Raw genomic sequence first — 21,470 nt, forward strand, 5'->3', positions numbered from 1 at the left:
ACACTTTAAGCATAACAATGATGACGACTTTAACTGCCGTAACCCCGACTGCCGTACGTTCTGCGCCTCTGCTCGCCCCTGTCGCCGCACTGGTTTCCGCGCTGCTGTTAAGCGGTTGCGGCACCATTAAACCTGAACCGCTGACCCAGGATGAAATCGGCGCGCGCGTCAGCGCCGACCGCGCCGCCATGTACCGCGACCAGCAGCCGGTCTCTGGTCCGCTGACCCTGTCAGACGCCATGGCCCGCGCGCTGAAATACAACCTCGACTACCGCCTGAAGATGATGGAAACCGCCCTGTCGCGCGGCATCCTGGATATCTCCCAGCAGGAAATGCTGCCGAAGTTGATGACCGATGCCGGCTACCGCTGGCGCGACAACGATTCCGGCGGCACCAGCGTCGGTATCGAAGACCGGGTCGTCAGCCTGCGTCCGTCCACCTCTGAAGAGCGCGAGCACCTGCTGGCCGACGCCACCTTCTCCTGGGACGTGCTCGATTTCGGCATGAGCTACTACCGCGCGAAGCAGCAGGCGGATAACGTCAACATCGCCGAAGAGCGTCGCCGCAAGGTATTGCAGAATATTGTCCAGGAGGTGCGCGACGCGTACTGGCGCGCGCTGGGCGCACAGCGTCTGCTGAGCGAAGCGCAGCCGCTGGCCGAAGAGATCCAGACCGCGCTTGAGAAAACCCGCGAAGCGGAGCGCGCAGGCATTCTGCCGCCGGTCGAGGGCCTGGAGTACCAGCGCGCCCTGCTCGACGCGGTGGCGCTGCTGAACCAGAAGCGCCAGGAGATGCAGATGGCGAAAAGCGAGCTGGCCGCCCTGCTGAACCTGCCGTCCACCACCGACTTCACCTTACAGGACGTCGCCAATCCGGCGCTTTCCGGCGTGCCAAGCCAGCTTGATACGCTTGAGCAGATGGCGCTGGAACGCCGCCCAGAGCTGCGTGAAGAAGATTACAAAACCCGCATCGACGTGCTGGAAACTAAACGCCAGATCGCCTCGCTGTTCCCGAACCTGAATCTGTTCGGCGGCATCAGCTACGACTCCAACAGCTACCTCTACAACAACAGCTGGGTGCAGGGCGGCGTGGGCGTTTCCATGAACCTGTTCAAGCTACTGAGCGCGCCGGCCATCAGCCGCACCAACGACGCGCGCCTGGCCACCGACAATGCCCGCCGTATGGCGCTGAGCATGGCGGTGCTGACTCAGGTGCGCGTCTCGGTTGAGCGCTACAAGCTCGCGGTGTACGACTACCAGATAGCCCAGGAGTCCGCCCGCGTCGACCAGCGTCTGGCGAGCATCTCCCGCGCCGGTTCCGACAACTCGCTCTCAAGCGACCTGGAATCCCTGCGCACCCAGGCGCGCTCCATCGTCTCCCGCTTCCAGGAAGCCGCCTCCTACGCGCAGGCGCAGTCCGCCTATGGCCGCGTGCTGAACTCGGTAGGCATCGACCTGCTGCCGGAAAAGGTGACCAGCAGCGATCTGCCGACCCTGTCGCGTGAAATCAACCAGAGCCTGGTGGCGGGCGAGAAGCAGGTCTTCACCCAGAGCGCCGACGCGGTAGTTTCCCGCCATCCGGTCAGCGTCACCCTGGGCCGCCTGCCAGCGGGCGTCAACAAGAGCGCGATTTATCAGTCGGTCACCCATGTGCTGGCCGCCAACCAGCTGGTGCAGGGCAACGGCGCCGACAGCGTGAAACTGCAAATGAACCTCAACCTTGAACGCGCGTCAGGCTCGCAGCGCGGCGTGTGGGAAATGGCGGTCTATAACGCCCAGGGCGCGCAGGTCGCCTACCAGAAATACACCAGCTATCTGCCGAATGACGTCAACACCCGTTCGGTCAGCGCGCTGGCAGAAGCCGCCGCGCTCTCCGTGGTGTCCGACCTGCATAAAGCGGCAGGCGACACCGGCGTGATGACGGCAAGTAACCCTTAATAACAGGAACAGGTATGAACAACGTGAACGAAGGCTGGCGCAGCGTCCGCGCGCTCATGCCGCTGACGGGCCTGGCGCTGTGCGCCAGCGCCTTCGCCGCCGACCCAACCCCCGCTGCGGCGGGGGCAGTCGCAACGCCGGATGCGGCCGTTGCCGCAGCGCCTGAGAGCGCGCCTGACGCCACCGCCGACAACGGCGCCGCGCCGGTGCGTTTTCTGGTGATGGCCAACCAGGAAAGCCCGCTATCAAGCGTGGTGGCCGGGCGCGTGTCGCAGGTCAACGTTGAGCTGGGCGATACGGTCAAGGCAGGCAAACTGCTGGTGACGCTGGACTGTAGCGAGCTGAAAGCCCGTCGCGACGCGGCAGACGCCGAGTACAGCGCCGCGCAGATCAAATATGAAGCGAAGGCGAAATTGCAGGGTCTGCATTCCGCAGGCGCGCTGGAGGTTGGCCTTGCCGCCGCCGACGTGAACCGCACCCGCAGCCAGATCAAAATCTTTGAAGCGCAGCTGGCGCAGTGCCGCTTTACCGCGCCGTTCGACGGCCGCGTGGCGCGTATTTACGTCAAAGAGGGCCAGGGCGTCGGCGCAGGCGCGCAGGTTATCGATCTTGTAAGCAACGGCACCCGCAAGGCGCGCCTCAACGTGCCGTCAGGTTGGACCACCTGGCTTGCGCCCGGCGCGCAGCTTGACGCGGTGGTGGGTGAAACCGGCAAGCATTACCCGATGACCGTCACCCACATCAGCGGCCGCGTGGACGCCGTGAGCCAGACGATTGAGATTGAAGCGGAATTTGGCAGCGACGCCCAGGACGTACTGCCCGGCATGAGCGGCCGCGCGACGCCAGTCTGCCCGAAAGCGGCGGCGCAGTGCCAGAGCGGGACGACCAACTCGTGAGCATCGCCCTGTTCTATTCTCTCGCGGCGCGCGTGAAAGCGGCGCGCAGCCCCGAAGAGCTGGGTTTTGTGATGTGTAACGATACCCGCTCGCTGGTGGAGTATCGCCAGGCGGCGCTGCTCGCCGTTTCCGCCACCGGGCGCGCCCAGCTTGCGGCGCACTCCGGCCTGAGCGACACCGACCGCAATACCCCCTACGCGCTGTGGCTTGCCGCCGTTGCCTGCGACATCGCGCCGCGCTGCGCCGCGCTGCCGGAAACTGCCCGCGTGATGCCGCTGTCGCCGGAAATGCTGAGCGAGTCGCTGGCGCGCGAGTGGGACGAATGGCTGCCGGGCCACGTCTGGGTGCTGGCGCTGACCGGCCCGGACGGCAAGCTGCACGCCCTGCTGCTGCTGGCCCGCGATACCCCGTGGCCGACGCAGCTTGGCGTCGAAAGCCCCGAATACGCCCTGCTCCAGCTGGCGAACCTGTACGGCTACGCCTGGTGGGCGCTGGTGGCGCGGCCTTCTCGCCTGCAACGGCTGCTGCCCGCCACGGTGCGCCGACGCGCGGGTCTCGTGTTGCTGCTTCTGCTGCTGGTTATGCTGATCCCGATTCGGGAATACACGCTGGTGCCCGCCGAGGTGATTTCGCTTAACAGCGAAGTGATCGCCGCGCCGAGCGACGGGGTGATTCACCAGATGAAGGTGCCGCCGAACACGCCGGTCGTGGCCGGACAGGTGCTGGCGGAGCTGGATGATACGACTCTAAAAAACCGTCTCGCCATTGCTCAGGCGGAGCTGGCGACCGCCACCGTCAATATGCATCAGGCGTCTCAGCAGGCGATTGAAGACCCGAACGCCCGTGCGGAACTGGCTCTGACCGAAGGCAAATGGCGCGAGCAAAAGGTGCAGGTTGCCTCGTTGCAGCGCGAGCTGGAGAAGCTGTCGATCCGCGCCCGCAGCAGCGGCGTGTTTGTCTACACCGACCCGGACGACTGGGCGGGCCGTCCGGTACAGACCGGCGAGCGCATCGGCCTGCTGGCGGACCCGACGAAGCTCGGCGTGCGCGCCTGGGCGCCTGCGGCGGAATCCACCAACCTGAACCCGCACGCGGCGATGACCGTATTTCTTAAGGTCGCCCCGCTGCACCCGCTGACCGCGCGGCTGGATTACGCCGGTTACGAGACGGTGGAAGCGCCGAACGGCGTCGCGAGCTACCTGCTGCGCGGCACCGTAACCGACCCGTCCAGCGCCGCCCGTATCGGCTTGCAGGGCACGGCCCGCATCTCCGGCGACTGGAGCCTGCTCGGTTATCTGATTTTCCGTCGTCCGCTGGCGACGCTGCGCGCCTGGTGTGGATTCTGATATGCAAACAGCCGCGACGCTCCCGCCTGCGGGCGGGACAGCTCTTGCGCAGCCGCAGCCGCTGCCGCCGCTGCGCGACGAGCTAAAAATTCACCCGGCGGGCAACAACCGCGACGGCTCGCCCGCCTGGCATCTGGCCGACCCGGTGCGCAACCTCTATTTCCGCCTGGGCTGGCTGGAGCTGGAGATGCTGCGCCGCTGGCCGCTCGGCGCGCCGCAGGCGATTGCCGACAGCATCAGCCAGGAGACCACCATGACGGTGGACGAACAGGATGTGTTGCAGTTCCTGGGCTTTTTACAGCAGCAACAGCTGCTGCGCCGCGGCGCGTTCAAAGCGCGCGGCTCGCTCTGGCGGCGTATTCTGCACGGCTACCTGTTTATCCGCCTGCCGCTGGTGCGCCCGGAGAAAGCCCTGCGCCGCATGCTGCCGTGGGTGGAGTGGCTTTTCAGCGCGCCGTTTCTACTGCTGACCGCCGTCGCCGCGCTGGCAGGCGTCGTTCTGGCCGCGCGCCAGTGGGATAACGTCGAGGCCGCGCTGCACGGCGCCCTGAGCTGGAACGGGGCGCTGGCCTTCGCGGTGGCGCTGATCCTCTCCAAATGCTGGCACGAACTGGGGCACGCCTTTATGGCGACCCGCTACGGCGTACGCGTCGGCCATATGGGGGTGGCGCTGCTGGTGATGTGGCCGATGGCCTACACCGATACCGGAGAGAGCTGGAAGCTGTCGCAGTCCCGCCACCGGCTCTCCATCGCCAGCGCGGGCATTATGGCCGAGCTGATGCTGGCGGCCTGGGCGACGCTGTTCTGGAGCTTCGCGCCGGAAGGCAACGTTAAAGGCGCGCTGTTCTTTCTCGCCACCACCGCCTGGGTGCTGACGGTGGCGGTGAACGCCAGCCCGTTTATGCGCTTTGACGGCTACTTTATTCTCAGCGATACGCTGGACTACCCTGGCCTGCACGAACGGGCGGGCAACTGGGCGAAGCGCTGGCTGCGCTGGCACCTGCTGGGGCTTGAGGATCCGATCCCGGATAACGTCTCGCCCGCCTTTGCCCGCTTCCTCACCCTTTTCGCCTTCGCCACCTGGGTTTACCGGCTACTGCTGTTCGTCGGCATCGCGCTGGTGGTCTACAACGCCTTTTTTAAGGCGCTCGGGCTGGTGCTGTTTTTTATTGAGATAGTCACTTTTGTGGTGCAACCGATGTTTCGCGAACTCAAAATCTGGCGCGCGCGCCGCCGGGAAATCGCTCCGGCGCGCCTGCTGCGCCTTGTCGCCGTCGCACTCGCGCTGGGGCTTTCGGTCTTTCTGCCCTGGTCCGGGCAGGTCTCCCTGCACGGCGTGATGGAGGCGGGCGTGGCGCAGCCGGTTTACACGCCCTATGCCGCCCAGCTTGACAAGGTGCTGGTGCAGGAAGGCCAGCAGGTCAAGGCGGGCCAGAAGCTGTTTGAACTGGTGGCCCCCGTCCCGGCGGACGAGCAGGATAAGGCGCTGGCGCTAAGCCAGGCGTGGCAGACCAGCGCCCGCGGCGCGATGGCGCTCGATAAAAACGGCGCGGCGAAGCAGGTGGTCGCCGACCAGATGGCGCGCCAGTACGCCATTCAACAGCGGGCCAGCGCCGTTGAGCTTCAGCGGCTCCAGCTGGTGGCGCTGGAGGATGGCGTGGTGCATGACGTTGAGCAGACCCTGCGCCCCGGCAGTTGGGTCTCGCCTGGCACCCGCATCGCAAGCGTGATCGACACCCACCGCTGGCGCGTGAAGGCGCTGGTCAGCGAAACCGACCTGGCCCGCCTGCGCGACGGCGCGACGGCGCGGGTTTATCAGCAGGGCCGCTGGCAGCCGCTCGCAGGCGCGGTAGTGACCATCGACCACGACGCCATCCGCCGTCTGCCTAATCTGATGCTGGCGCAGAGTCACGGCGGCCCGGTGGCGCTGAACCCGGTTGCGCCCGCCAACGAACTCCGTCCCGCCGCCGTCTGGTACCGGGTAGTGATCGAAGGCATCTCCGCCGCGCCGGTCAGCAAAGAGCAACTGGTACGTGTTGACGTGGCGAGTGACCGCCAGAGCCTGGCTCACAGCTGGGTCAACAGCGTTATGCTGATGCTTATCCAGCAAACTGGCTTTGGTAAAGAGGGTTAGCGTGCGATTTTCGCGCCAGGCCGCCTGGCCTGGCGCAGGTTTTCTCCCCACCGCGGTTTTAGGTTAAACCCCGTTTCGCCAGAGCAAACTGGCACCTACGTTTTGTTAGTCTGTTCGGTGTTCTGCAACTGGACCCGGAGGTTATATTACTTGCAGGCGTGCAGCTGATGCTCGCAAGACTCGTTGGTTTCTGTTTCCGGAGGTGTGGTTATGCAAAAAATTGTCTGCAAAACGCCACGATTGTCATCACTGGCATGTCGAGTTGTTTCGGCCACGAGGCCGCCCTGCGGCTGGCGGAGATAGGTGCCAACGCCATGCTGGCAGCCAGACGGAACTGGAGGCGCTCGCCGCCGATATTGTCACGGCGGGCGGCAATGCGAAAGTGATCTGAAAATTACCGAACATTACACCGATACAGCGGGCTTCACTGAGCATGTTTTCACCCTGATGCATCTGCTGGGATTCGCTTTTTCGCCAAGGATCCGGGATATTCATGAGAAGCGGCTGGTTATTCATCAAAAGGCCGAGCGTTATTCCGGGAAACAGTCCGTCATATCAACAACCAGCCTGAATCTCAAAGACATTGAGGCGCGCAGGGATAAAATATTGTACCTGGCAGCCTCAATTAAACAGGGGATTGTCACCGCATCGCTGATAATGAAAATGTTAGGGAAGGTGCGAATAAGCAGGTCATTTCTTCCCAAGCTGACTCGCTGATTAAAATTTCTCGGATCTGGGCCGATTTTTTTCCCGCAAACACATCGAATCAGCCTATTTAGGCTATTTTTTCCACCATTTCTGGCGTTATTTCCGGTTTTTACTGAGATCTCTCCCACTGACGTATCATTTGATCCACCCGAAACAGGTTGGCCAGCGTGAATAACATCGCCAGTTGGTTATCGTTTTTCAGCAGCCCCTTGTATCTGGCTTTCACGAAGCCGAACTGCCGCTTGATGATGCGAAACGGGTGCTCCACCCTGGCACGGATGCTGGCTTTCATGTATTCGATGTTGATGGCCGTTTTGTTCTTGCGCGGATGCTGCTTCAAGGTTTTTACCTTGCCGGGACGCTCGGCGATCAGCCAGTCCACATCCACCTCGGCCAGCTCCTCGCGCTGTGGCGCTCCTTGGTAGCCGGCATCGGCTGAGACAAATTGCTCCTCTCCATGAAGCAGATTACCCAGCTGATTGAGGTCATGCTCGTTGGCCGCGGTGGTGACTAGGCTGTGGGTCAGGCCACTCTTGGCATCGACACCAATGTGGGCCTTCATGCCAAAGTGCCACTGATTGCCTTTCTTGGTCTGATGCATCTCCGGATCGCGTTGCTGCTCTTTGTTCCTGGTAGAGCTGGGTGCCTCAATGATGGTGGCATCCACCAAAGTGCCTTGGGTCATCATGACGCCTGCTTCGGCCAGCCAGCGATTGATGGTCTTGAACAATTGACGGGCCAGTTGATGCTGCTCGAGCAGGTGGCGGAAATTCATGATGGTGGTGCGATCCGGCAGGGCGCTATCCAGGGATAATCGGGCAAACAGGCGCATGGAGGCGATTTCGTACAGGGCATCTTCCATGGCACCGTCGCTCAGGTTGTACCAATGCTGCATGCAGTGAATACGCAGCATGGTCTCCAGCGGATAGGGCCGTCGGCCATTGCCCGCCTTGGGATAAAACGGCTCGATGACTTCCACCATGTTTTGCCATGGCAGAATCTGCTCCATGCGGGAGAGGAAAATCTCTTTTCGGGTCTGACGGCGCTTAGTGCTGAATTCACTATCGGCGAAGGTGAGTTGATGGCTCATGATGTCCCTCTGGGATGCGCTCCGGATGAATATGATGATCTCATATCAGGAACTTGTTCGCACCTTCCCTAAATTTCAGTTGCTTGCAGTTTGTTATCCAAAATGTAAGGATGATGAAGTGATGCTGATTTTGCGCTGGAGGGTAGCTGATTTGTATGCGCATGAACTGGAAGTCCAGAATTATATTTTTAGAGAGCTGGAAGGTATCATAGAGAAAATCACGGGCCTGCCTGAGACCTATTTTGTATCAAGCGGCGTTGTTGCTCAAATCAGGGAACTATCCCGCAGTTTGGTAATCTGATCTCTTAGGCTCACCACCGGGAGCGCCAGATGGGCAAGTCCAAGCACAAGATCAGCAACTGGAAACAGTACAACCAAGCCTTGGTGCAACGTGGTTCGTTGACCGTCTGGATGGATGAGCAAGCCATCCAGCAGTGGCATTGCCAGACCCATCATGGCCGCCGAGGGCGAGGCTTCCATTACAGCGACTCCGCCATTGAAACCGCGCTGATGCTCAAGGCGGTATTCAAGCTACCGCTGCGTGCCTTGGAAGGCTTCATCAACTCGCTGTTCAAGCTGATGAAGGTGCCCTTACAGTCGCCGGACTACAGCTGTATCAGCAAGCGCGCCAAGACGGTCGAAATCAAGTACCGCCTACCGAGCCATGGCCCAGTGGCTCACCTGGTCATTGATGCCACCGGACTCAAGGTCTATGGCGAAGGCGAATGGAAAATTCGCAAGCACGGCAAGGAGAAACGCTGCGTCTGGCGCAAGCTTCACCTGGCCGTAGATGCGGCGACCCATGCCATCGTTGCAGCCGAAGTCAGCCTGGAAACGGTGGGCGATAACGAGGTGTTGCCCACGCTGCTCAACCCCTTGCGCCGCAAGATAGAACAAGTCAGCGCCGATGGTGCCTATGACACCAGAGCCTGTTATGCCCTACTGCAAAAGAAGGGCGCCAAGGCCACCATACCGCCGAGAAAAAATGCGGCATTCTGGAAGACAGGCCATCCACGCAACGAGGCGGTTGCCGCGCTCAAGGCAGGAGAACTGGAGCAATGGAAAAAGGACTCTGGCTATCATCAGCGCTCGATAGCTGAGACCGCCATGTATCGCTTCAAGCAGCTCATCGGTCCGAAACTGAGTCTGCGGAGCTACAACGCCCAGGTGGGTGAGATCCTGGCCGGGGTGAAAGTCATGAACAAGGTCATAGGGCTTGGTATGCCTATTCGGCAGGCTGTCAACTAAGCCCGCCCGGCGGGTTGGGGAGCGACCATCCAACTTTGGATTTGATCAACAAGGCCGCCTCAGGACTGACTGCAGCCAAACGAGCGTTCATTCCGGCTGTATGACTTGGTGCGCTCTTTCGCAAAATAACTCAGCCTGAAAGTGAGTTTATCGTAAACCGTTTTGTAGTCTAAATTATTGACGTCCAGGTAATACAATGGGTTGTCCGGGATGTGGACCAACGTTCGGTATTCGGGGTAAGGGCCTAGTTGCAAAGCGCTCAGCCAGGCTTCACGTATCAGGCTGGCTAATCCCGTTCCCCCTTCTCCATAGCTCCCAAGTCCATTGAATGTGTCTTTGTTCACGAAAAGTACCATGTGGTAATGGGACTTCTCGTTTATTTCTCCCACTTCCCGAACCCAGGCGTAACGCAACTGGCATGGGTAGCTCCTGATGCCATTCTTTATTTTATTTCGGTACCGAGCATCGATTTTTGCATTAAGCGATTCAATGAAACGGGATATCAGACCACTATTCCTATTACAGTTGTCATCAGGCAGACGTAGATCGACACGGACAGCCATTGTCCTTGGGTGTTGTGCTATAGCGTTATCAATTACACCCAGCATCCGTTGCAAATACGTTGTATTGAATGGGGCATGACGTTGGTCAAGATAAATATCATTAAGCATAATAGATTCCTGTGATCTGAATATCGGGCAGGACGGAACCTTACCCGCGATGGTTGAGGTAATTAGGTGGTATCAAATCTGGCTTATTGAGTTTGTGTTGGATGTTAGTTGGGTGATGCTGACTAAATTGCTTGGTGTGTATTGCGTAGGTGTGTATTACTGGAATATTGGGGTTTATGTACTGATATATATTAACAATCCGTCACGTATTAATACTCAACATTCAGGCCAGATGCGGTTTGATATTTCATTGTGTTAAATTATTTACTCCGAAGTTAATGTCGTCTGAAAAAAATGATTAAGGGGTGGCTATAACTTATTTCAATCACGGTGCATGATCAGAGTGTCATTTAAAATTAAGCAGCAAAAAGGGCATGGAATTTGATAAACACAGTCCAAAATATTTAATTTCTGGAATCATTAATTTTAGCCTGCAACCACTCCTCCAGGTCGCTTTTTAACCAGCGAGAAGCTCTACCCATCTTAATGGGTTTCGGAAATACCCCTTCCTGTATCAACTTATAGAACCATTTATCACTCAGGCCAGTAAGCCGTGTGATAAACTTCATATCGATGAACTCATCTTCCAGTAGTGCAGGTTTAGTTTTCATGCTGAGTGTCCCATTGCGAGAAGAGCACCGGAGCAGGCGATAACTAATTGTTCACGCCTTCTCCTCCACATGAATGGGGTGTGACGTAAAAAAAGATCTGGAAGGAGCAGTTGAGCTACCCAACTAAGAATGCATAGATACGGAAAACCTCGTGTAACGCTGTTCTCTGACCGTTACAATTTGACGGATGTCGAAACTTTGTAGAGTGCAATCATGAAAATTATTCAGAGTGGTGAGTTGATCAGTACTCTCCCCCAATTTACCAGAGGCAGAAAAATCACAGGAGGCAACCAGCCATTAATCACTTACTAATCAGTTAGTAATCACTACTTTATCATTAAAAAATCAGCAAAAAACCAGTCAACAGTCACCTTGCAGATGCCAAATCATCATGGTTCATTTATACTTTTGAAAGCATCGGACAGATGTGATATCACACTGGAGGGTACATGCTTAGGTATGACGAAGTGAGAGAGGAGTTCTTTTCCCTTTACGTTCTGAGTCTGTATTACAACGAAGATTACATTAAGCAGGCGAGTAATTTCGACACGCCTGAGGAATTTCAAAAACTCATTAATCATATATTGAACACTAAATTCCTATTCAATAATGAAGCAATACAAAGTGCGCGTACTTACTTGAAAAAACAGTTCCATTACAAAATCATTGACAAAGAGAAGTTCGATTGTTTCAAAGGTTCTGATAGAGGATCGTGGTTTGCCTTAATGTATATATATAACAACAGAATCAGTCCTGAAACCTCCTCGAGCGTGAATATCTTTGCACAAGATAATATTTACAACCCGAACTCAACTCCTGCATCCTTTTTTGAATTTATAAACATTGATGAAATTAAAAATTTCTCACTTGATGAAGTACAAGCCGAAATGCAGGTGGGAATCTCCCCTAGCAATAAAGAAAAAAATAGAGATATACCTGAAAAATACTCGCGTAGATTTTATTTAACATCTGGCGCAGATCCCGACAACTACAGCCCGAATACAACATCCGAACAAGAACGCATTTGTACTTTGATGAGGTTTATTGATTTAGCTCCTGTAAGTTTAAGTCAGAAAATTTCCTATTTTCGTAAGTTGCATGATAAATGGCTAGAGCAATATAATACATTTCTTACTGATTATGACTGGCTAGATAAAAAAGATGAAAAGCAAGCTATCTATTGCTGGGAGTATCTGAGAAATAAAAATATGATCCCCTTTTATTTAAAACCATATAACACTGCAATGAGAATACAGATGATCATTGCATGCATGGATAGTTGGGACACTGGAGTTGAAGAAAAATATTTCTTTATTCAGAAAATGAAGCATGCTTGGCTGCAGGCTGTTTCATCACGTAAAAAAGACAAAAAGTAGATCAAGTTAATAATTTTCAGATATATATCATCCCTTTGAACATACCAGATTAACGGTGGAATCTCACGATTCTGCCGTTTTTGTATTATTTTTCAGAGGAGTAGTAATGAACAATTCTGAAGGATTGAAGCCGTTTCAGCAATCGCTCGCTGGTCTGCCACAGTGGGTGTCTGAACGTATATTGCAGCAGATAAATCAGTTAACCCGCTACGAGCCAGTGATCGGCATTATGGGTAAAACCGGTGTTGGGAAGAGCAGTCTGTGCAATGCCCTGTTTGCCGGAGATATATCACCGGTCAGCGATGTGGCTGCATGTACCCGTGAGCCACTGCGCTTTCGCCTGCAAGTCGGCGACCGCTATATGACGCTGGTGGACCTGCCCGGCGTGGGCGAAAGTGGTGCTCGCGATACCGAGTATGCTGCGATGTACCGCGAACAACTCCCCCGGCTCGACCTGGTTCTGTGGCTGATTAAGGCCGATGACCGGGCGCTGGCGGTGGATGAACATTTTTATCATCAGGTGATTGGAGAGGTATACCGGCATAAGGTGCTGTTTGTTATCAGCCAGTCGGATAAGGCCGAACCCACCAGCGGTGGGGGACCGTTGTCCACGGCGCAGAAGCAGAATATCAGCCGTAAAATCTGTCTGCTGCATGAGCTGTTCCAGCCCGTACATCCGGTGTGTGCCGTGTCGGTCCGTCTTCAGTGGGGACTGCGGGTGATGGCCGAGCGAATGATTAAGTGCCTGCCACGTGAGGCCACCAGCCCGGTGGTGTCGCAACTCCAGTCTTCCTTTCGCACGACGGTAGTCCGGGAACAGGCTCGTAGCGATTTTGGTGAAACCATCGGGGCCGTACTCGATAGCATCAGTGCCTTTCCCCTGATACCCGCCCCGGTACGGGCTGTCATTCAGGCCGTGCGCACCACGGTGGTGTCAGTGGCCCGCGCCGTCTGGGATTTCTTCTTCTGAGTATTTAACCCATCCCTGTTACTTCCCTGCCCCTGTCGCAGATGCGACGGGGATCCCTTTTATTTGTTTTCCCGTTATGAGGAGTCTGCTTATGACCCGTCTGGCTTCGCGCTTTGGCGCAGCAAATCTTATCCGTCGCGACCGCCCGTTAACCCGCGAAGAGCTGTTTCGCGTGGTGCCCAGTGTATTCAGTGAGGACAAACACGCATCCCGTAGTGAGCGTTATACCTATATACCCACCATATCCCTGCTGGACAGCCTGCAGCGCGAAGGCTTCCAGCCGTTCTTTGCCTGTCAGACCCGGGTACGCGACCCGGGTCGACGCGAGCACACAAAACACATGCTACGCCTTCGTCGGGAGGGGCAGATTACCGGTAAACAGGTACCAGAAATTATCCTGCTCAACTCCCATGATGGCACCAGTTCGTACCAGATGTTGCCGGGTTTATTTCGTGCGGTTTGTCAGAACGGGCTCGTCTGCGGTGAGTCATTTGGCGAGGTGCGTGTGCCGCACAAAGGCGATGTAGTGAGTCAGGTGATTGAGGGGGCCTATGAAGTGCTGGGCATTTTTGACCGTGTGGAGGAGAAGCGGGATGCGATGCAGTCGTTGCTGTTGCCACCACCTGCGCAGCAGGCACTGGCAAAAGCCGCGCTGACGTACCGCTTTGGTGAGGACCACCAGCCGGTGACTGAGTCGCAGATCCTCTCCCCGCGCCGCTGGCAAGATGAGAGTAGCGACCTGTGGACCACGTACCAGCGTATTCAGGAGAACCTGATTAAGGGTGGGCTCAGTGGCCGTAATGCCAAAGGAGGACGGTCACATACCCGTGCCGTTCGCGGTATCGACGGGGACGTGAAACTTAACCGGGCACTGTGGGTGATGGCGGAAGCGATGCTCACGCAACTGCAGTGACCGTTTAATGTTGCCGCTTTGTTAATATCGGACACCACCTGTCCGCATCGCACCGTGCTGGCGGTCCTCACTCACTGAGTGAATGGCCTGTAACCCCCGCTGCCTCTGGCTTTTGCAGAAATGAAAAATAGTTTCTGTGATGTCCATACCCTGTCCGACCCCCTCTTTAAAGTAATCACATCATTTTCAGTCAGTTAACTTTCACGGAGAACGTCTCATGACACAGGCAGAACGCCGCCATGACCGGCTGGCTGTCAGGCTGTCACTGATAATCAGCCGTCTGGTGGCAGGGGAAACACTGAGTGTGCGTAAGCTGGCCGCTGAGTTTGGTGTGTCGGTGCGCACGCTGCGGCGTGATTTTCGTGAGCGGCTGATGTATCTGGACCTGGAGTATCAGTCCGGATATTGCCGCTTACGTACTGCGGGCAGTGAGACGCAGATGGTGCCCGACGTGCTTATCTTTGCCCACCGCAGCGGGATGGCCGGTCTTTTCCCTGGCTTTGACCGTCGTCTGGTAAACGCACTGCTGATGTGCGATGAGTCTCCCTGCGTAATCGCACCCGCCAGTCCGGCTCCTTCGCCATCAGGCGCATTGTCTTTCTGGCGACTGATTCAGGCCATTACCGGGCGCAGGCGGGTGACGCTGATTGCCGAGGGGCAGCGCTGTGAGCGGCTGGCTCCCTGCCGGTTACTTATCCACCAGCAGGCCTGGTATCTGGTGGCAGAGCACGACGGACATATCGCCGTATTCACCCTGAATGAAATCCATCTGGTTCAACCCCTGCAGGAGACTTTCCGGCGTAACGACAGTCTGTGTCGTCTTGTTGAAGACCCGGGCTTTATTCAGTCCTTACCCCATTTTCGCTTTATCCAGCAGTCACTGCTTACGTTTGTTCCGGCCGACAGCCCACCAGAATAGCGTAAGCGTTGTTATCAACCCGGCAACAGGGAGGAGCCCTATGCCCGTTATTGCCATTATCGCCATTGTTGTCATCGTCATCATTCTGAACAAAACCGGGGTGTCCGACAGTCTCGCGGCCCTGACCCTTGCCACTGTTGCCGCACTGCTGACGGGAGGTGGCGCAGCCGGTGCTGCCAGTGTCGCGCTGACACCGTTCGTCGGCGTGCCGGTGGGTATTTTCGTGGGCATTTATGTCTTTGCCAAAGTGGTTCGTCTGATTTCAGGAAAAAAATAATGAAACGTAAAACACTGCCTCTGCTGGCGCTGGTTGCCACCACTCTGTTTCTCATCGCATGCGATGACAGAAGTGATGACCTGAAGGCCATCAGTAAATTTAAGGACCTCACCCCACCGCGTTTCAGTGATGTGGTCAGCCACCAGGATGATGTCAGCGAAGAGTGGTCACAGGTTGACTACTTATCCGGTCCCACCTTGCAGGTTTTACGTACCCACCAGTCGCCCGATGGCTGCGAGGGTGGCAGTTACTACTACCTCGTGGATATGCAGGAAAAAACCGTCCAGCCACTGATGAATGCGCTGTGTATTGCCGATAACATCAAACTGGAATACCAGGAGGTGACGGACCCGTATACCAAAGAAAAATACTTTGAGTACGCCCATGACGGCAAACTGATGGGGCGACTGCTGATACCCTCAAACCCTGAGAACCAGGAATAAAACAACGACAAAGGAGACAAGAATGACAATACTTTCACTAAGTCGGTTTATGCTGGCGGGTGTACTGCTCGCGAGCTTTAATGCCTCTGCTATCCCGGGGTTCTGGCAGCAGGGTTACGGTCAGGGCAATACGGAATACAGCGTGACCGAAGCCAGCGGAAAGACGTTTACCATCAACTGCACAGGGAACCCGGACCAGAATGGTTTCTATCAGCATTCAGTCTTTCTTACCCTTGCCGATGACAAGATGGTCAGTTCGCACGATGACGACACTACTATCACCGTAGTGATGGATCACCAGCAGTACATTATTCCGTCCAGCCTGGGCTGGCGTAACGGCGATAACGCCTGGTTTGACTTCATCAGCAATATCTCTGAGTCCGGGCAGTTCGACGTCTACGTCAATGACCACAAAGCAGGGACCTTCACTGCGGACCGGAAGAACGCTGAGAAAGTTCTGTCCACTCTCGGAGACTGCAGCAACGACTGATAGTAGTATCTTCCCCAGCAAATCCACCCCGACAGCTAGCAGGCTGCCGGGGTTTTCTTTTATCAGGAGCCCGAAAATGACCCAATCCGTGTTGCTGCCACCGGGGCCTTTCACCCGGAGACAAGCGCAAGCGGTCACTACCACGTACAGCAATATCACACTCGAAGACGACCAGGGCAGTCACTTCCGTCTGGTGGTTCGTGATACTGAAGGCCGGATGGTCTGGCGGGCATGGAACTTTGAGCCGGATGCCGGTGAAGGTCTTAACCGCTATATCCGCACCTCAGGCATCCGTACAGACACGGCCACCCGCTGATCGCGAAGCATTTACCCGCATTCACCTCCCCGAACACACTTTATATCCCCATACGCCAGCCATCGCCGCTGGCGTTTTTATTGACGGAGACATACCCATGACAACACAGACGCAGCACGACCTCGCACCCGCTAACCAACCCGAATTTGAACTGACCGTCACGCCGGTCCCCGATGAACAGCGTATCGATTTCTGGCCACAGTACTTTGGCGCTATCCCGCAGTGGCTACTCCTGGAGCCGCATATCTTCGCCTGGATGGACCGCTTCTGTGAGGGCTACAGCAGTGGTATCTGGTCGTTCTACACCCTCAGCAATGGCGGCGCATTTATGTCCCCCGAGCCTGACAACGATGAGACATGGCGTCTGTTTAACTGCCTGAACGGTAACGATGCCCAAATGAGTGCAGAAGCAGCAGGTATTGCTGTCTGCCTGATTGCGTATAGCCACCATGCCTGCCGTACAGAATGTGACGCGATGACCGCACACTATTACCGCCTGCGGGAGTATGCCATGCAACATCCAGAGGCTCACGCCATTCTGCGTATTATCGACTGACCGAAGGAGCAACAGATGAAACAGCTTTCCTTTTTACCCGGCGAGATGACGCCACAGGACCGGCGTCTCATTCAGCGGGCGCTCAGGGCTCTGGACCGCCACCTGCATGAGCCCGGCGTAGCCTTCACCTCTACCCACGCCGTACGTGAATGGCTGCGACTGCATATGGCCGCGCTTGAGCGGGAAGAGTTCCGGGTGTTGTATCTGGACAACCAGAATCAGTTGATTGCCCATGAAACGCTCTTCACCGGCACGATTAACCGCACCGAGGTGCATCCCCGGGAGGTGGTCAAACGTGCTCTGCACTTCAACGCGGCGGCGGTGATACTCGCGCATAACCATCCTTCCGGCGAGACGACACCTAGCCAGGCCGACAAAACCCTCACGCAGCGACTGGTTCAGGTGCTTCAGCTGGTGGATATCCGTGTCCCTGACCATCTGATTGTCGGTGGCAGGCAAATCTATTCGTTCGCAGAACACGGTCTGTTGTGAGGTATGACATGAAAATTATCAGTAAACGCCGGGCAATGACGATATACCGCCAGCATCCTGAGTCCCGGATCTTTCGCTACTGCAGTGGAAAATATCAGTGGCACGGTAGCGTCTGCCATTACACCGGCAGGGATGTGCCGGATATCGCCGGAGTCCTCGCGGTATACGCCGAACGCCGCCAGGACCGTAACGGGCCTTATGCCTCCCTGATGAGTATTACCCTGAACTGACAATAAAAGGAGAGCCGCCATGACCCACATCAACTGGGGCCTGCAGCGGGCTATCACGCCGCGCCTGGGAGCCCGTCTGGTGCAGGAGGGTAACCGACTGCACTATCTGGCTGACAGGGCCAGCATCACCGGCAGGTTCAGTGACACCGAATGCCGGAAGCTGGATGAAACATGCCCGCACTTTATCCGCCATATGGAGTCGATGCTAACCACCGGTGAACTCAGTCCCCAACACGCCCACTGCGTCACCCTGTACCACAACGGTTTCACCTGCGAAGCCGATACTCTTGGCAGTTGCGGCTACGTATACATCGCCATTTACCCCACTCAGAGTTAATTACCTTCACGAGAGTAAACATGAAAACTTTACCTGCAACAACTCAGCGGGCGGCGAAGCCCTGCCTGTCACCCGTCGCTGTCTGGCAAATGCTACTGACCCGCCTGCTGAAACAGCACTATGGTCTCACCCTCAACGACACACCGTTCAGTGAGGAACGTGTTATACAGGAACATATCGATGCCGGAATCACGCTGGCTGATGCCGTGAATTTTCTGGTGGAAAAATACGAACTGGTGCGTATCGACAGGAAGGGATTTAACTGGCAGGAACAATCCCCTTATCTCCGGGCTGTAGACATTCTGCGAGCACGGCAGGCAACTGGCTTGTTGCGGCAAAGCCGTAACAACGTAGTACGATGAACATTGCGTACAACCTTCCCGATTTACATTTCTGAACTTCCTCCCTTGTTTACCTATTGCGTAATGCGCCTGCTACTACCCGGCAGGCGCGTTATCTTTTTACGGACAAACAATCATGCAACCAGAAGTTGAAGTATTAACCGATCATAATGAGCTAATTTGTTCGAGCTTTATTGAACACATTGCCAACACATTAAATTTAGGAGTGGTGTACAACTAAACCTGCAGCCAAGGATGTATAGTGAGCGAAGCCCTATCAGGCCTTTTTGGTCAGTAGATAAGATTGATCTTCGTTGATAGAATTTACTTACACCAGCTGTTACATTAAGATAATTTTTTGGTGGGAGAATGATAAGATCTTACGTAACAATTTGATTTTAATGGTGCCGATAATAGGAGTCGAACCTACGACCTTCGCATTACGAATGCGCTGCTCTACCAACTGAGCTATATCGGCCCTGAGAGGCCGGTTACGAGTGTAACCACGGGGCAAAAGGTTAGATCTAACCGGGTGATGCGTCAATGCCCTTTTGAATCAAACGGCTATTTTTGCATCACCCGTGACTATTTACGCACGAATCGTATCGTCACCGAAGCCGATCCACTTATAGGTGGTCAGCGCTTCAAGGCCCATCGGACCGCGCGCGTGCAGTTTCTGCGTGCTGACCGCCACTTCTGCGCCAAGTCCGAACTGGCCGCCGTCCGTGAAGCGGGTGGAGGCGTTCACATATACCGCAGAGGAATCCACTTCATTCACAAAGCGATCGGCATTGCGCAGCGTACGCGTCAGGATCGCGTCAGAATGCTGCGTGCCGTGTTCACGAATGTGCGCAATAGCGTCGTCGAGATCCGCAACCAGCTTCACGTTCAGATCCAGCGACAGGAACTCGTCGTCGTACTGCTCCGCTTTTACGGGAACCACGCTAGCCGGGCCACCCTGGAGCAGCGCGAGAGCATTGGTATCAGCGTGCAGCGTCACCCCGCTCTCCGCCATCTGTTTGCTCAGGGCTGGCAGGAAGGCGCTCGCAATCCCCTGGTGCACCAGCAGCGTTTCCACGGTGTTACAGGTGCTTGGACGCTGGGTTTTGGCGTTGACGATAATCTTCAGCGCTGGCTCAATTTCGGCGCTGTCGTCCACCACGATATGGCATACGCCGATGCCGCCCGTGATGACCGGAATGGTCGACTGCTCGCGGCACAGCTTGTGCAGGCCCGCGCCACCGCGTGGGATCAGCATGTCGATGTATTTGTCCATGTGCAGCATCTCGTTGACCAGCGCGCGGTCAGGGCTCTCAATCGCCTGCACGGCACCCGCCGGCAAACCGCACTCTTCCAGCGCCTGCTGGATGACTTTCACCGTCGCGGCGTTGGTGCGCCAGGTCTCTTTCCCACCGCGCAAAATGGCGGCGTTACCGGTTTTCAGGCACAGGGAAGCGACGTCAACCGTCACGTTTGGACGGGCTTCATAAATCACGCCGATGACGCCGAGCGGCACGCGGCGACGCTCCAGACGCAAACCGCTGTCGAGCAGCCCACCGTCAATCACCTGTCCTACCGGGTCGGCCAGATTACAAACCTGACGAACATCGTCGGCGATACTTTTAAGACGCGCCGGGTTCAGCGCCAGGCGGTCGAGCATCGCTTCGCTCAGGCCGTTTCGACGCGCTTCCAGCAGATCCTGCTCGTTGGCAAGCAAAATGTCCTGAGACTGTGCTTCCAGATAATCAGCGATTTTTTCCAGCACGCGGTTTTTCTCGCGGCTGGAAAGGAGCGCCAGTTTGTAAGAGGCGGCCTTCGCGGCTGCGCCCATTTGTTCCAGCATGTTCTGGCTCCTTAACGAATAATCATGTCATCGCGATGCACGGCAACCGGGCCATATTCATAGCCCAGAATGGCGTCGATCTGCTGCGAGTGGTGGCCCGCAATGCGGCGCAGGGCATCGCTGTTATAGCGGCTTACGCCATGCGCGATGTCGCGACCTTCAAGGTTACGGATGCGGATCACTTCACCACGGGAGAAGTTGCCTGTCACGCTTTTAATTCCTTTAGGAAGCAATGAACTCCCGCGTTCCAGAATCGCGGCGGTCGCCCCTTCATCGACGACGAGTTCACCCGCAGGCGGCGCGCCAAAGATCCAGCGCTTGCGGTTCTCCAGCGGGGATTCCTGGGCGTGGAAGCGGGTGCCAACGGAAATGCCTTCCATCACGTCGCCAATCACGCTAGGGCGGCTGCCCGCGGCAATGATGGTGTCGATACCGGCGCGGCACGCCACGTCGGCGGCCTGCAGCTTGGTCCCCATCCCGCCCGTTCCGAGGCCGGACACGCTGTCACCGGCGATGGCGCGCAGCGCATCGTCGATACCATGAACATCAGTAATCAGCTCGGCTTCCGGGTTGGAGCGCGGGTCGGCGGTGAACAGCCCCTGCTGATCGGTCAGAAGCAGGAGTTTATCGGCACCGGCCAGGATGGCGGCCAGCGCAGAGAGGTTATCGTTATCGCCCACTTTTATTTCAGCGGTGGCAACGGCATCGTTTTCGTTGATAACGGGAACAATATTGTTGTCCAGCAGGGCGCGCAGGGTATCGCGGGCGTTCAGGAAGCGCTCCCGGTCTTCCATATCCGCACGCGTCAGCAGCATCTGCCCGACGTGAATACCGTAGATAGAGAACAGCTGTTCCCAGAGTTGAATGAGTCGGCTTTGTCCCACGGCGGCCAGCAGCTGTTTAGAGGCGATCGTCGCGGGGAGTTCGGGATAACCCAGGTGTTCACGCCCGGCGGCAATCGCCCCGGAGGTCACAATCACAATACGGTGCCCTGCGGCATGCAGCTGAGCGCACTGGCGTACAAGCTCAACAATGTGGGCGCGATTTAGGCGGCGCGATCCGCCTGTTAACACACTGGTACCGAGTTTTACCACCAGCGTCTGGCTGTCACTCATGATTCTCTGCCATTCAACGATAAGGGAAAGTAATGTCGAACGAACGTTTTAACAGGAGTCAGCCCGGTTGCCAACTGCCTTAGTGCATCATGTTAACACCAAGCTGTAATGTCCCCTTTGAACCATTCTAAAATGTCCCCAGACAATTCTCTGGGGGATTTTTCATGATCAAAGAGACTGTTACGATGAGTCATAAGGAACTCCACCGACT

At 56.4% G+C, this 21,470-nt stretch carries 24 protein-coding genes, 1 tRNA gene and 1 pseudogene; 20 read left to right on the forward strand and 6 right to left on the reverse strand.

Features of this window, described 5'->3' with window-relative positions:
• The first annotated feature begins 17 nt into the window (after nucleotides 1-17).
• From ACMWL8_RS11570 to ACMWL8_RS11590, 5 genes and pseudogenes are all read left to right on the forward strand, one after another.
• On the forward strand, nucleotides 18-1,937 hold the full coding sequence (locus ACMWL8_RS11570; RefSeq protein ID WP_023305540.1) for a TolC family protein: 1,920 nt from the start codon (nucleotides 18-20) through the stop codon (nucleotides 1,935-1,937).
• A 14-nt stretch (nucleotides 1,938-1,951) separates the two neighbouring features.
• Nucleotides 1,952-2,833: an efflux RND transporter periplasmic adaptor subunit gene (locus ACMWL8_RS11575; protein ID WP_001548177.1), complete on the forward strand. Its 882-nt coding sequence runs from the start codon at nucleotides 1,952-1,954 to the stop codon at nucleotides 2,831-2,833.
• Nucleotides 2,830-4,179 carry an efflux RND transporter periplasmic adaptor subunit gene (locus ACMWL8_RS11580; protein WP_023305538.1) on the forward strand — a complete coding sequence of 450 codons (1,350 nt, stop codon included), beginning with the start codon at nucleotides 2,830-2,832 and terminating at the stop codon, nucleotides 4,177-4,179. Before ACMWL8_RS11575 ends, ACMWL8_RS11580 begins: the two co-directional genes overlap by 4 nt.
• A gap of 1 nt (nucleotide 4,180) precedes the next feature.
• Nucleotides 4,181-6,313 carry an HlyD family efflux transporter periplasmic adaptor subunit gene (locus ACMWL8_RS11585; RefSeq protein WP_001192442.1) on the forward strand — a complete coding sequence of 711 codons (2,133 nt, stop codon included), beginning with the start codon at nucleotides 4,181-4,183 and terminating at the stop codon, nucleotides 6,311-6,313.
• Between the two features lie 378 nt (nucleotides 6,314-6,691).
• Nucleotides 6,692-6,982, forward strand: a pseudogene (locus ACMWL8_RS11590) (Tn3 family transposase); the annotation flags it as partial.
• A gap of 148 nt (nucleotides 6,983-7,130) precedes the next feature.
• On the opposite strand, the gene ACMWL8_RS11595 reads toward ACMWL8_RS11590, so the two are convergent.
• The gene (locus ACMWL8_RS11595; protein WP_033146059.1) at nucleotides 7,131-8,111 is read right to left on the reverse strand and encodes an IS5-like element ISKpn26 family transposase; all 981 of its coding nucleotides are present in this window, start codon (nucleotides 8,109-8,111) and stop codon (nucleotides 7,131-7,133) included.
• Here ACMWL8_RS11595 and ACMWL8_RS11600 point away from each other — a divergent pair.
• Together ACMWL8_RS11600 and ACMWL8_RS11605 are read left to right on the forward strand one after the other, a co-directional pair.
• Nucleotides 8,110-8,412, forward strand: a complete 303-nt coding sequence (locus ACMWL8_RS11600; RefSeq protein WP_032670918.1) for a hypothetical protein — start codon at nucleotides 8,110-8,112, stop codon at nucleotides 8,410-8,412. The two genes, ACMWL8_RS11595 and ACMWL8_RS11600, sit on opposite strands and share 2 nt — an antisense overlap.
• Nucleotides 8,413-8,441: 29 nt before the next feature.
• Entirely contained in the window at nucleotides 8,442-9,359 is a 918-nt protein-coding gene (locus ACMWL8_RS11605) for an IS5-like element ISEc35 family transposase (RefSeq protein WP_023305535.1), read from the forward strand.
• A 59-nt stretch (nucleotides 9,360-9,418) separates the two neighbouring features.
• On the opposite strand, the gene ACMWL8_RS11610 is transcribed toward ACMWL8_RS11605, so the two are convergent.
• Nucleotides 9,419-10,030 carry an inovirus Gp2 family protein gene (locus ACMWL8_RS11610; RefSeq protein WP_023305534.1) on the reverse strand — a complete coding sequence of 204 codons (612 nt, stop codon included), beginning with the start codon at nucleotides 10,028-10,030 and terminating at the stop codon, nucleotides 9,419-9,421.
• A gap of 404 nt (nucleotides 10,031-10,434) precedes the next feature.
• Nucleotides 10,435-10,641: a helix-turn-helix transcriptional regulator gene (locus ACMWL8_RS11615; protein ID WP_001547758.1), complete on the reverse strand. Its 207-nt coding sequence runs from the start codon at nucleotides 10,639-10,641 to the stop codon at nucleotides 10,435-10,437.
• Nucleotides 10,642-11,090: 449 nt separating this feature from the next.
• Here ACMWL8_RS11615 and ACMWL8_RS11620 point away from each other — a divergent pair, with 449 nt between their 5' ends.
• The 13 genes from ACMWL8_RS11620 (at nucleotide 11,091) to ACMWL8_RS11680 (ending at nucleotide 18,322) form a co-directional block, all read left to right on the forward strand.
• Nucleotides 11,091-12,017: a hypothetical protein gene (locus ACMWL8_RS11620; RefSeq protein WP_008324535.1), complete on the forward strand. Its 927-nt coding sequence runs from the start codon at nucleotides 11,091-11,093 to the stop codon at nucleotides 12,015-12,017.
• 106 nt (nucleotides 12,018-12,123) lie between these two features.
• Nucleotides 12,124-12,987: a GTPase family protein gene (locus ACMWL8_RS11625; protein WP_008324534.1), complete on the forward strand. Its 864-nt coding sequence runs from the start codon at nucleotides 12,124-12,126 to the stop codon at nucleotides 12,985-12,987.
• Nucleotides 12,988-13,078: 91 nt separating this feature from the next.
• Nucleotides 13,079-13,900 (forward strand): DUF932 domain-containing protein, encoded by an 822-nt coding sequence (locus ACMWL8_RS11630; protein ID WP_008324532.1) that lies wholly within the window; start codon nucleotides 13,079-13,081, stop codon nucleotides 13,898-13,900.
• Between the two features lie 217 nt (nucleotides 13,901-14,117).
• Nucleotides 14,118-14,819, forward strand: coding sequence for a WYL domain-containing protein (locus tag ACMWL8_RS11635; protein ID WP_023305533.1), 702 nt, complete (start codon nucleotides 14,118-14,120; stop codon nucleotides 14,817-14,819).
• A 40-nt stretch (nucleotides 14,820-14,859) separates the two neighbouring features.
• A complete protein-coding gene (gene ypjK, locus ACMWL8_RS11640) occupies nucleotides 14,860-15,096 on the forward strand; it encodes a protein YpjK (RefSeq protein ID WP_001144031.1) in 237 nt (78 codons plus the stop codon).
• On the forward strand, nucleotides 15,096-15,539 hold the full coding sequence (locus ACMWL8_RS11645) for a YfjS/YafY family lipoprotein (protein ID WP_023305532.1): 444 nt from the start codon (nucleotides 15,096-15,098) through the stop codon (nucleotides 15,537-15,539). Before ypjK ends, ACMWL8_RS11645 begins: the two co-directional genes overlap by 1 nt.
• Nucleotides 15,540-15,561: 22 nt before the next feature.
• Nucleotides 15,562-16,029: a protein YkfB gene (ykfB, locus tag ACMWL8_RS11650; protein WP_023305531.1), complete on the forward strand. Its 468-nt coding sequence runs from the start codon at nucleotides 15,562-15,564 to the stop codon at nucleotides 16,027-16,029.
• A gap of 76 nt (nucleotides 16,030-16,105) precedes the next feature.
• Nucleotides 16,106-16,345 carry a DUF905 domain-containing protein gene (locus ACMWL8_RS11655; RefSeq protein ID WP_000194654.1) on the forward strand — a complete coding sequence of 80 codons (240 nt, stop codon included), beginning with the start codon at nucleotides 16,106-16,108 and terminating at the stop codon, nucleotides 16,343-16,345.
• Between the two features lie 97 nt (nucleotides 16,346-16,442).
• Nucleotides 16,443-16,901 (forward strand): antirestriction protein, encoded by a 459-nt coding sequence (locus tag ACMWL8_RS11660; RefSeq protein WP_047746256.1) that lies wholly within the window; start codon nucleotides 16,443-16,445, stop codon nucleotides 16,899-16,901.
• A gap of 15 nt (nucleotides 16,902-16,916) precedes the next feature.
• Complete coding sequence (locus tag ACMWL8_RS11665) at nucleotides 16,917-17,393, forward strand: JAB domain-containing protein (RefSeq protein WP_000811693.1); 477 nt, start codon at nucleotides 16,917-16,919, stop codon at nucleotides 17,391-17,393.
• A gap of 8 nt (nucleotides 17,394-17,401) precedes the next feature.
• Nucleotides 17,402-17,623, forward strand: coding sequence for a DUF987 domain-containing protein (locus tag ACMWL8_RS11670; protein ID WP_414751588.1), 222 nt, complete (start codon nucleotides 17,402-17,404; stop codon nucleotides 17,621-17,623).
• A gap of 19 nt (nucleotides 17,624-17,642) precedes the next feature.
• Nucleotides 17,643-17,960, forward strand: a complete 318-nt coding sequence (locus ACMWL8_RS11675; RefSeq protein WP_001548170.1) for a type IV toxin-antitoxin system YeeU family antitoxin — start codon at nucleotides 17,643-17,645, stop codon at nucleotides 17,958-17,960.
• Nucleotides 17,961-17,980: 20 nt separating this feature from the next.
• The gene (locus ACMWL8_RS11680; protein ID WP_023305529.1) at nucleotides 17,981-18,322 is read left to right on the forward strand and encodes a TA system toxin CbtA family protein; all 342 of its coding nucleotides are present in this window, start codon (nucleotides 17,981-17,983) and stop codon (nucleotides 18,320-18,322) included.
• A gap of 381 nt (nucleotides 18,323-18,703) precedes the next feature.
• Here the strand turns inward: ACMWL8_RS11680 and ACMWL8_RS11685 are convergent.
• The 3 genes from ACMWL8_RS11685 to proB all read right to left on the reverse strand — a co-directional run bounded on the left by ACMWL8_RS11685 (nucleotide 18,704) and on the right by proB (nucleotide 21,259).
• Nucleotides 18,704-18,779 (reverse strand) — tRNA-Thr (locus tag ACMWL8_RS11685).
• A gap of 111 nt (nucleotides 18,780-18,890) precedes the next feature.
• Nucleotides 18,891-20,144, reverse strand: coding sequence for a glutamate-5-semialdehyde dehydrogenase (gene proA / locus ACMWL8_RS11690; protein WP_045259795.1), 1,254 nt, complete (start codon nucleotides 20,142-20,144; stop codon nucleotides 18,891-18,893).
• Between the two features lie 11 nt (nucleotides 20,145-20,155).
• Nucleotides 20,156-21,259 carry a glutamate 5-kinase gene (gene proB, locus ACMWL8_RS11695; RefSeq protein WP_045259794.1) on the reverse strand — a complete coding sequence of 368 codons (1,104 nt, stop codon included), beginning with the start codon at nucleotides 21,257-21,259 and terminating at the stop codon, nucleotides 20,156-20,158.
• Nucleotides 21,260-21,470: the final 211 nt, after the last annotated feature.

The organism is Enterobacter sp. 04-C-12-SI-ECC (assembly GCF_047530715.1).
Classification (GTDB): Bacteria; Pseudomonadota; Gammaproteobacteria; order Enterobacterales; family Enterobacteriaceae; genus Enterobacter; species Enterobacter bugandensis.

Excerpts from the sequence above, each read along its gene's own strand:
- ACMWL8_RS11570 (WP_023305540.1), top strand. The coding sequence starts at position 18 with ATGATGACGACTTTAACTGCCGTAACCCCGACTGCCGTACGTTCTGCG.
- ACMWL8_RS11575 (WP_001548177.1), top strand. The coding sequence starts at position 1,952 with ATGAACAACGTGAACGAAGGCTGGCGCAGCGTCCGCGCGCTCATGCCG.
- ACMWL8_RS11585 (WP_001192442.1), top strand. The coding sequence starts at position 4,181 with ATGCAAACAGCCGCGACGCTCCCGCCTGCGGGCGGGACAGCTCTTGCG.
- ACMWL8_RS11600 (WP_032670918.1), top strand. The coding sequence starts at position 8,110 with ATGATGTCCCTCTGGGATGCGCTCCGGATGAATATGATGATCTCATAT.
- ACMWL8_RS11595 (WP_033146059.1), bottom strand. The coding sequence starts at position 8,111 with ATGAGCCATCAACTCACCTTCGCCGATAGTGAATTCAGCACTAAGCGC.
- ACMWL8_RS11605 (WP_023305535.1), top strand. The coding sequence starts at position 8,442 with ATGGGCAAGTCCAAGCACAAGATCAGCAACTGGAAACAGTACAACCAA.
- ACMWL8_RS11610 (WP_023305534.1), bottom strand. The coding sequence starts at position 10,030 with ATGCTTAATGATATTTATCTTGACCAACGTCATGCCCCATTCAATACA.
- ACMWL8_RS11615 (WP_001547758.1), bottom strand. The coding sequence starts at position 10,641 with ATGAAAACTAAACCTGCACTACTGGAAGATGAGTTCATCGATATGAAG.
- ACMWL8_RS11620 (WP_008324535.1), top strand. The coding sequence starts at position 11,091 with ATGCTTAGGTATGACGAAGTGAGAGAGGAGTTCTTTTCCCTTTACGTT.
- ACMWL8_RS11625 (WP_008324534.1), top strand. The coding sequence starts at position 12,124 with ATGAACAATTCTGAAGGATTGAAGCCGTTTCAGCAATCGCTCGCTGGT.
- ACMWL8_RS11630 (WP_008324532.1), top strand. The coding sequence starts at position 13,079 with ATGACCCGTCTGGCTTCGCGCTTTGGCGCAGCAAATCTTATCCGTCGC.
- ACMWL8_RS11635 (WP_023305533.1), top strand. The coding sequence starts at position 14,118 with ATGACACAGGCAGAACGCCGCCATGACCGGCTGGCTGTCAGGCTGTCA.
- ypjK (WP_001144031.1), top strand. The coding sequence starts at position 14,860 with ATGCCCGTTATTGCCATTATCGCCATTGTTGTCATCGTCATCATTCTG.
- ACMWL8_RS11645 (WP_023305532.1), top strand. The coding sequence starts at position 15,096 with ATGAAACGTAAAACACTGCCTCTGCTGGCGCTGGTTGCCACCACTCTG.
- ykfB (WP_023305531.1), top strand. The coding sequence starts at position 15,562 with ATGACAATACTTTCACTAAGTCGGTTTATGCTGGCGGGTGTACTGCTC.
- ACMWL8_RS11655 (WP_000194654.1), top strand. The coding sequence starts at position 16,106 with ATGACCCAATCCGTGTTGCTGCCACCGGGGCCTTTCACCCGGAGACAA.
- ACMWL8_RS11660 (WP_047746256.1), top strand. The coding sequence starts at position 16,443 with ATGACAACACAGACGCAGCACGACCTCGCACCCGCTAACCAACCCGAA.
- ACMWL8_RS11665 (WP_000811693.1), top strand. The coding sequence starts at position 16,917 with ATGAAACAGCTTTCCTTTTTACCCGGCGAGATGACGCCACAGGACCGG.
- ACMWL8_RS11670 (WP_414751588.1), top strand. The coding sequence starts at position 17,402 with ATGAAAATTATCAGTAAACGCCGGGCAATGACGATATACCGCCAGCAT.
- ACMWL8_RS11675 (WP_001548170.1), top strand. The coding sequence starts at position 17,643 with ATGACCCACATCAACTGGGGCCTGCAGCGGGCTATCACGCCGCGCCTG.
- ACMWL8_RS11680 (WP_023305529.1), top strand. The coding sequence starts at position 17,981 with ATGAAAACTTTACCTGCAACAACTCAGCGGGCGGCGAAGCCCTGCCTG.
- proA (WP_045259795.1), bottom strand. The coding sequence starts at position 20,144 with ATGCTGGAACAAATGGGCGCAGCCGCGAAGGCCGCCTCTTACAAACTG.
- proB (WP_045259794.1), bottom strand. The coding sequence starts at position 21,259 with ATGAGTGACAGCCAGACGCTGGTGGTAAAACTCGGTACCAGTGTGTTA.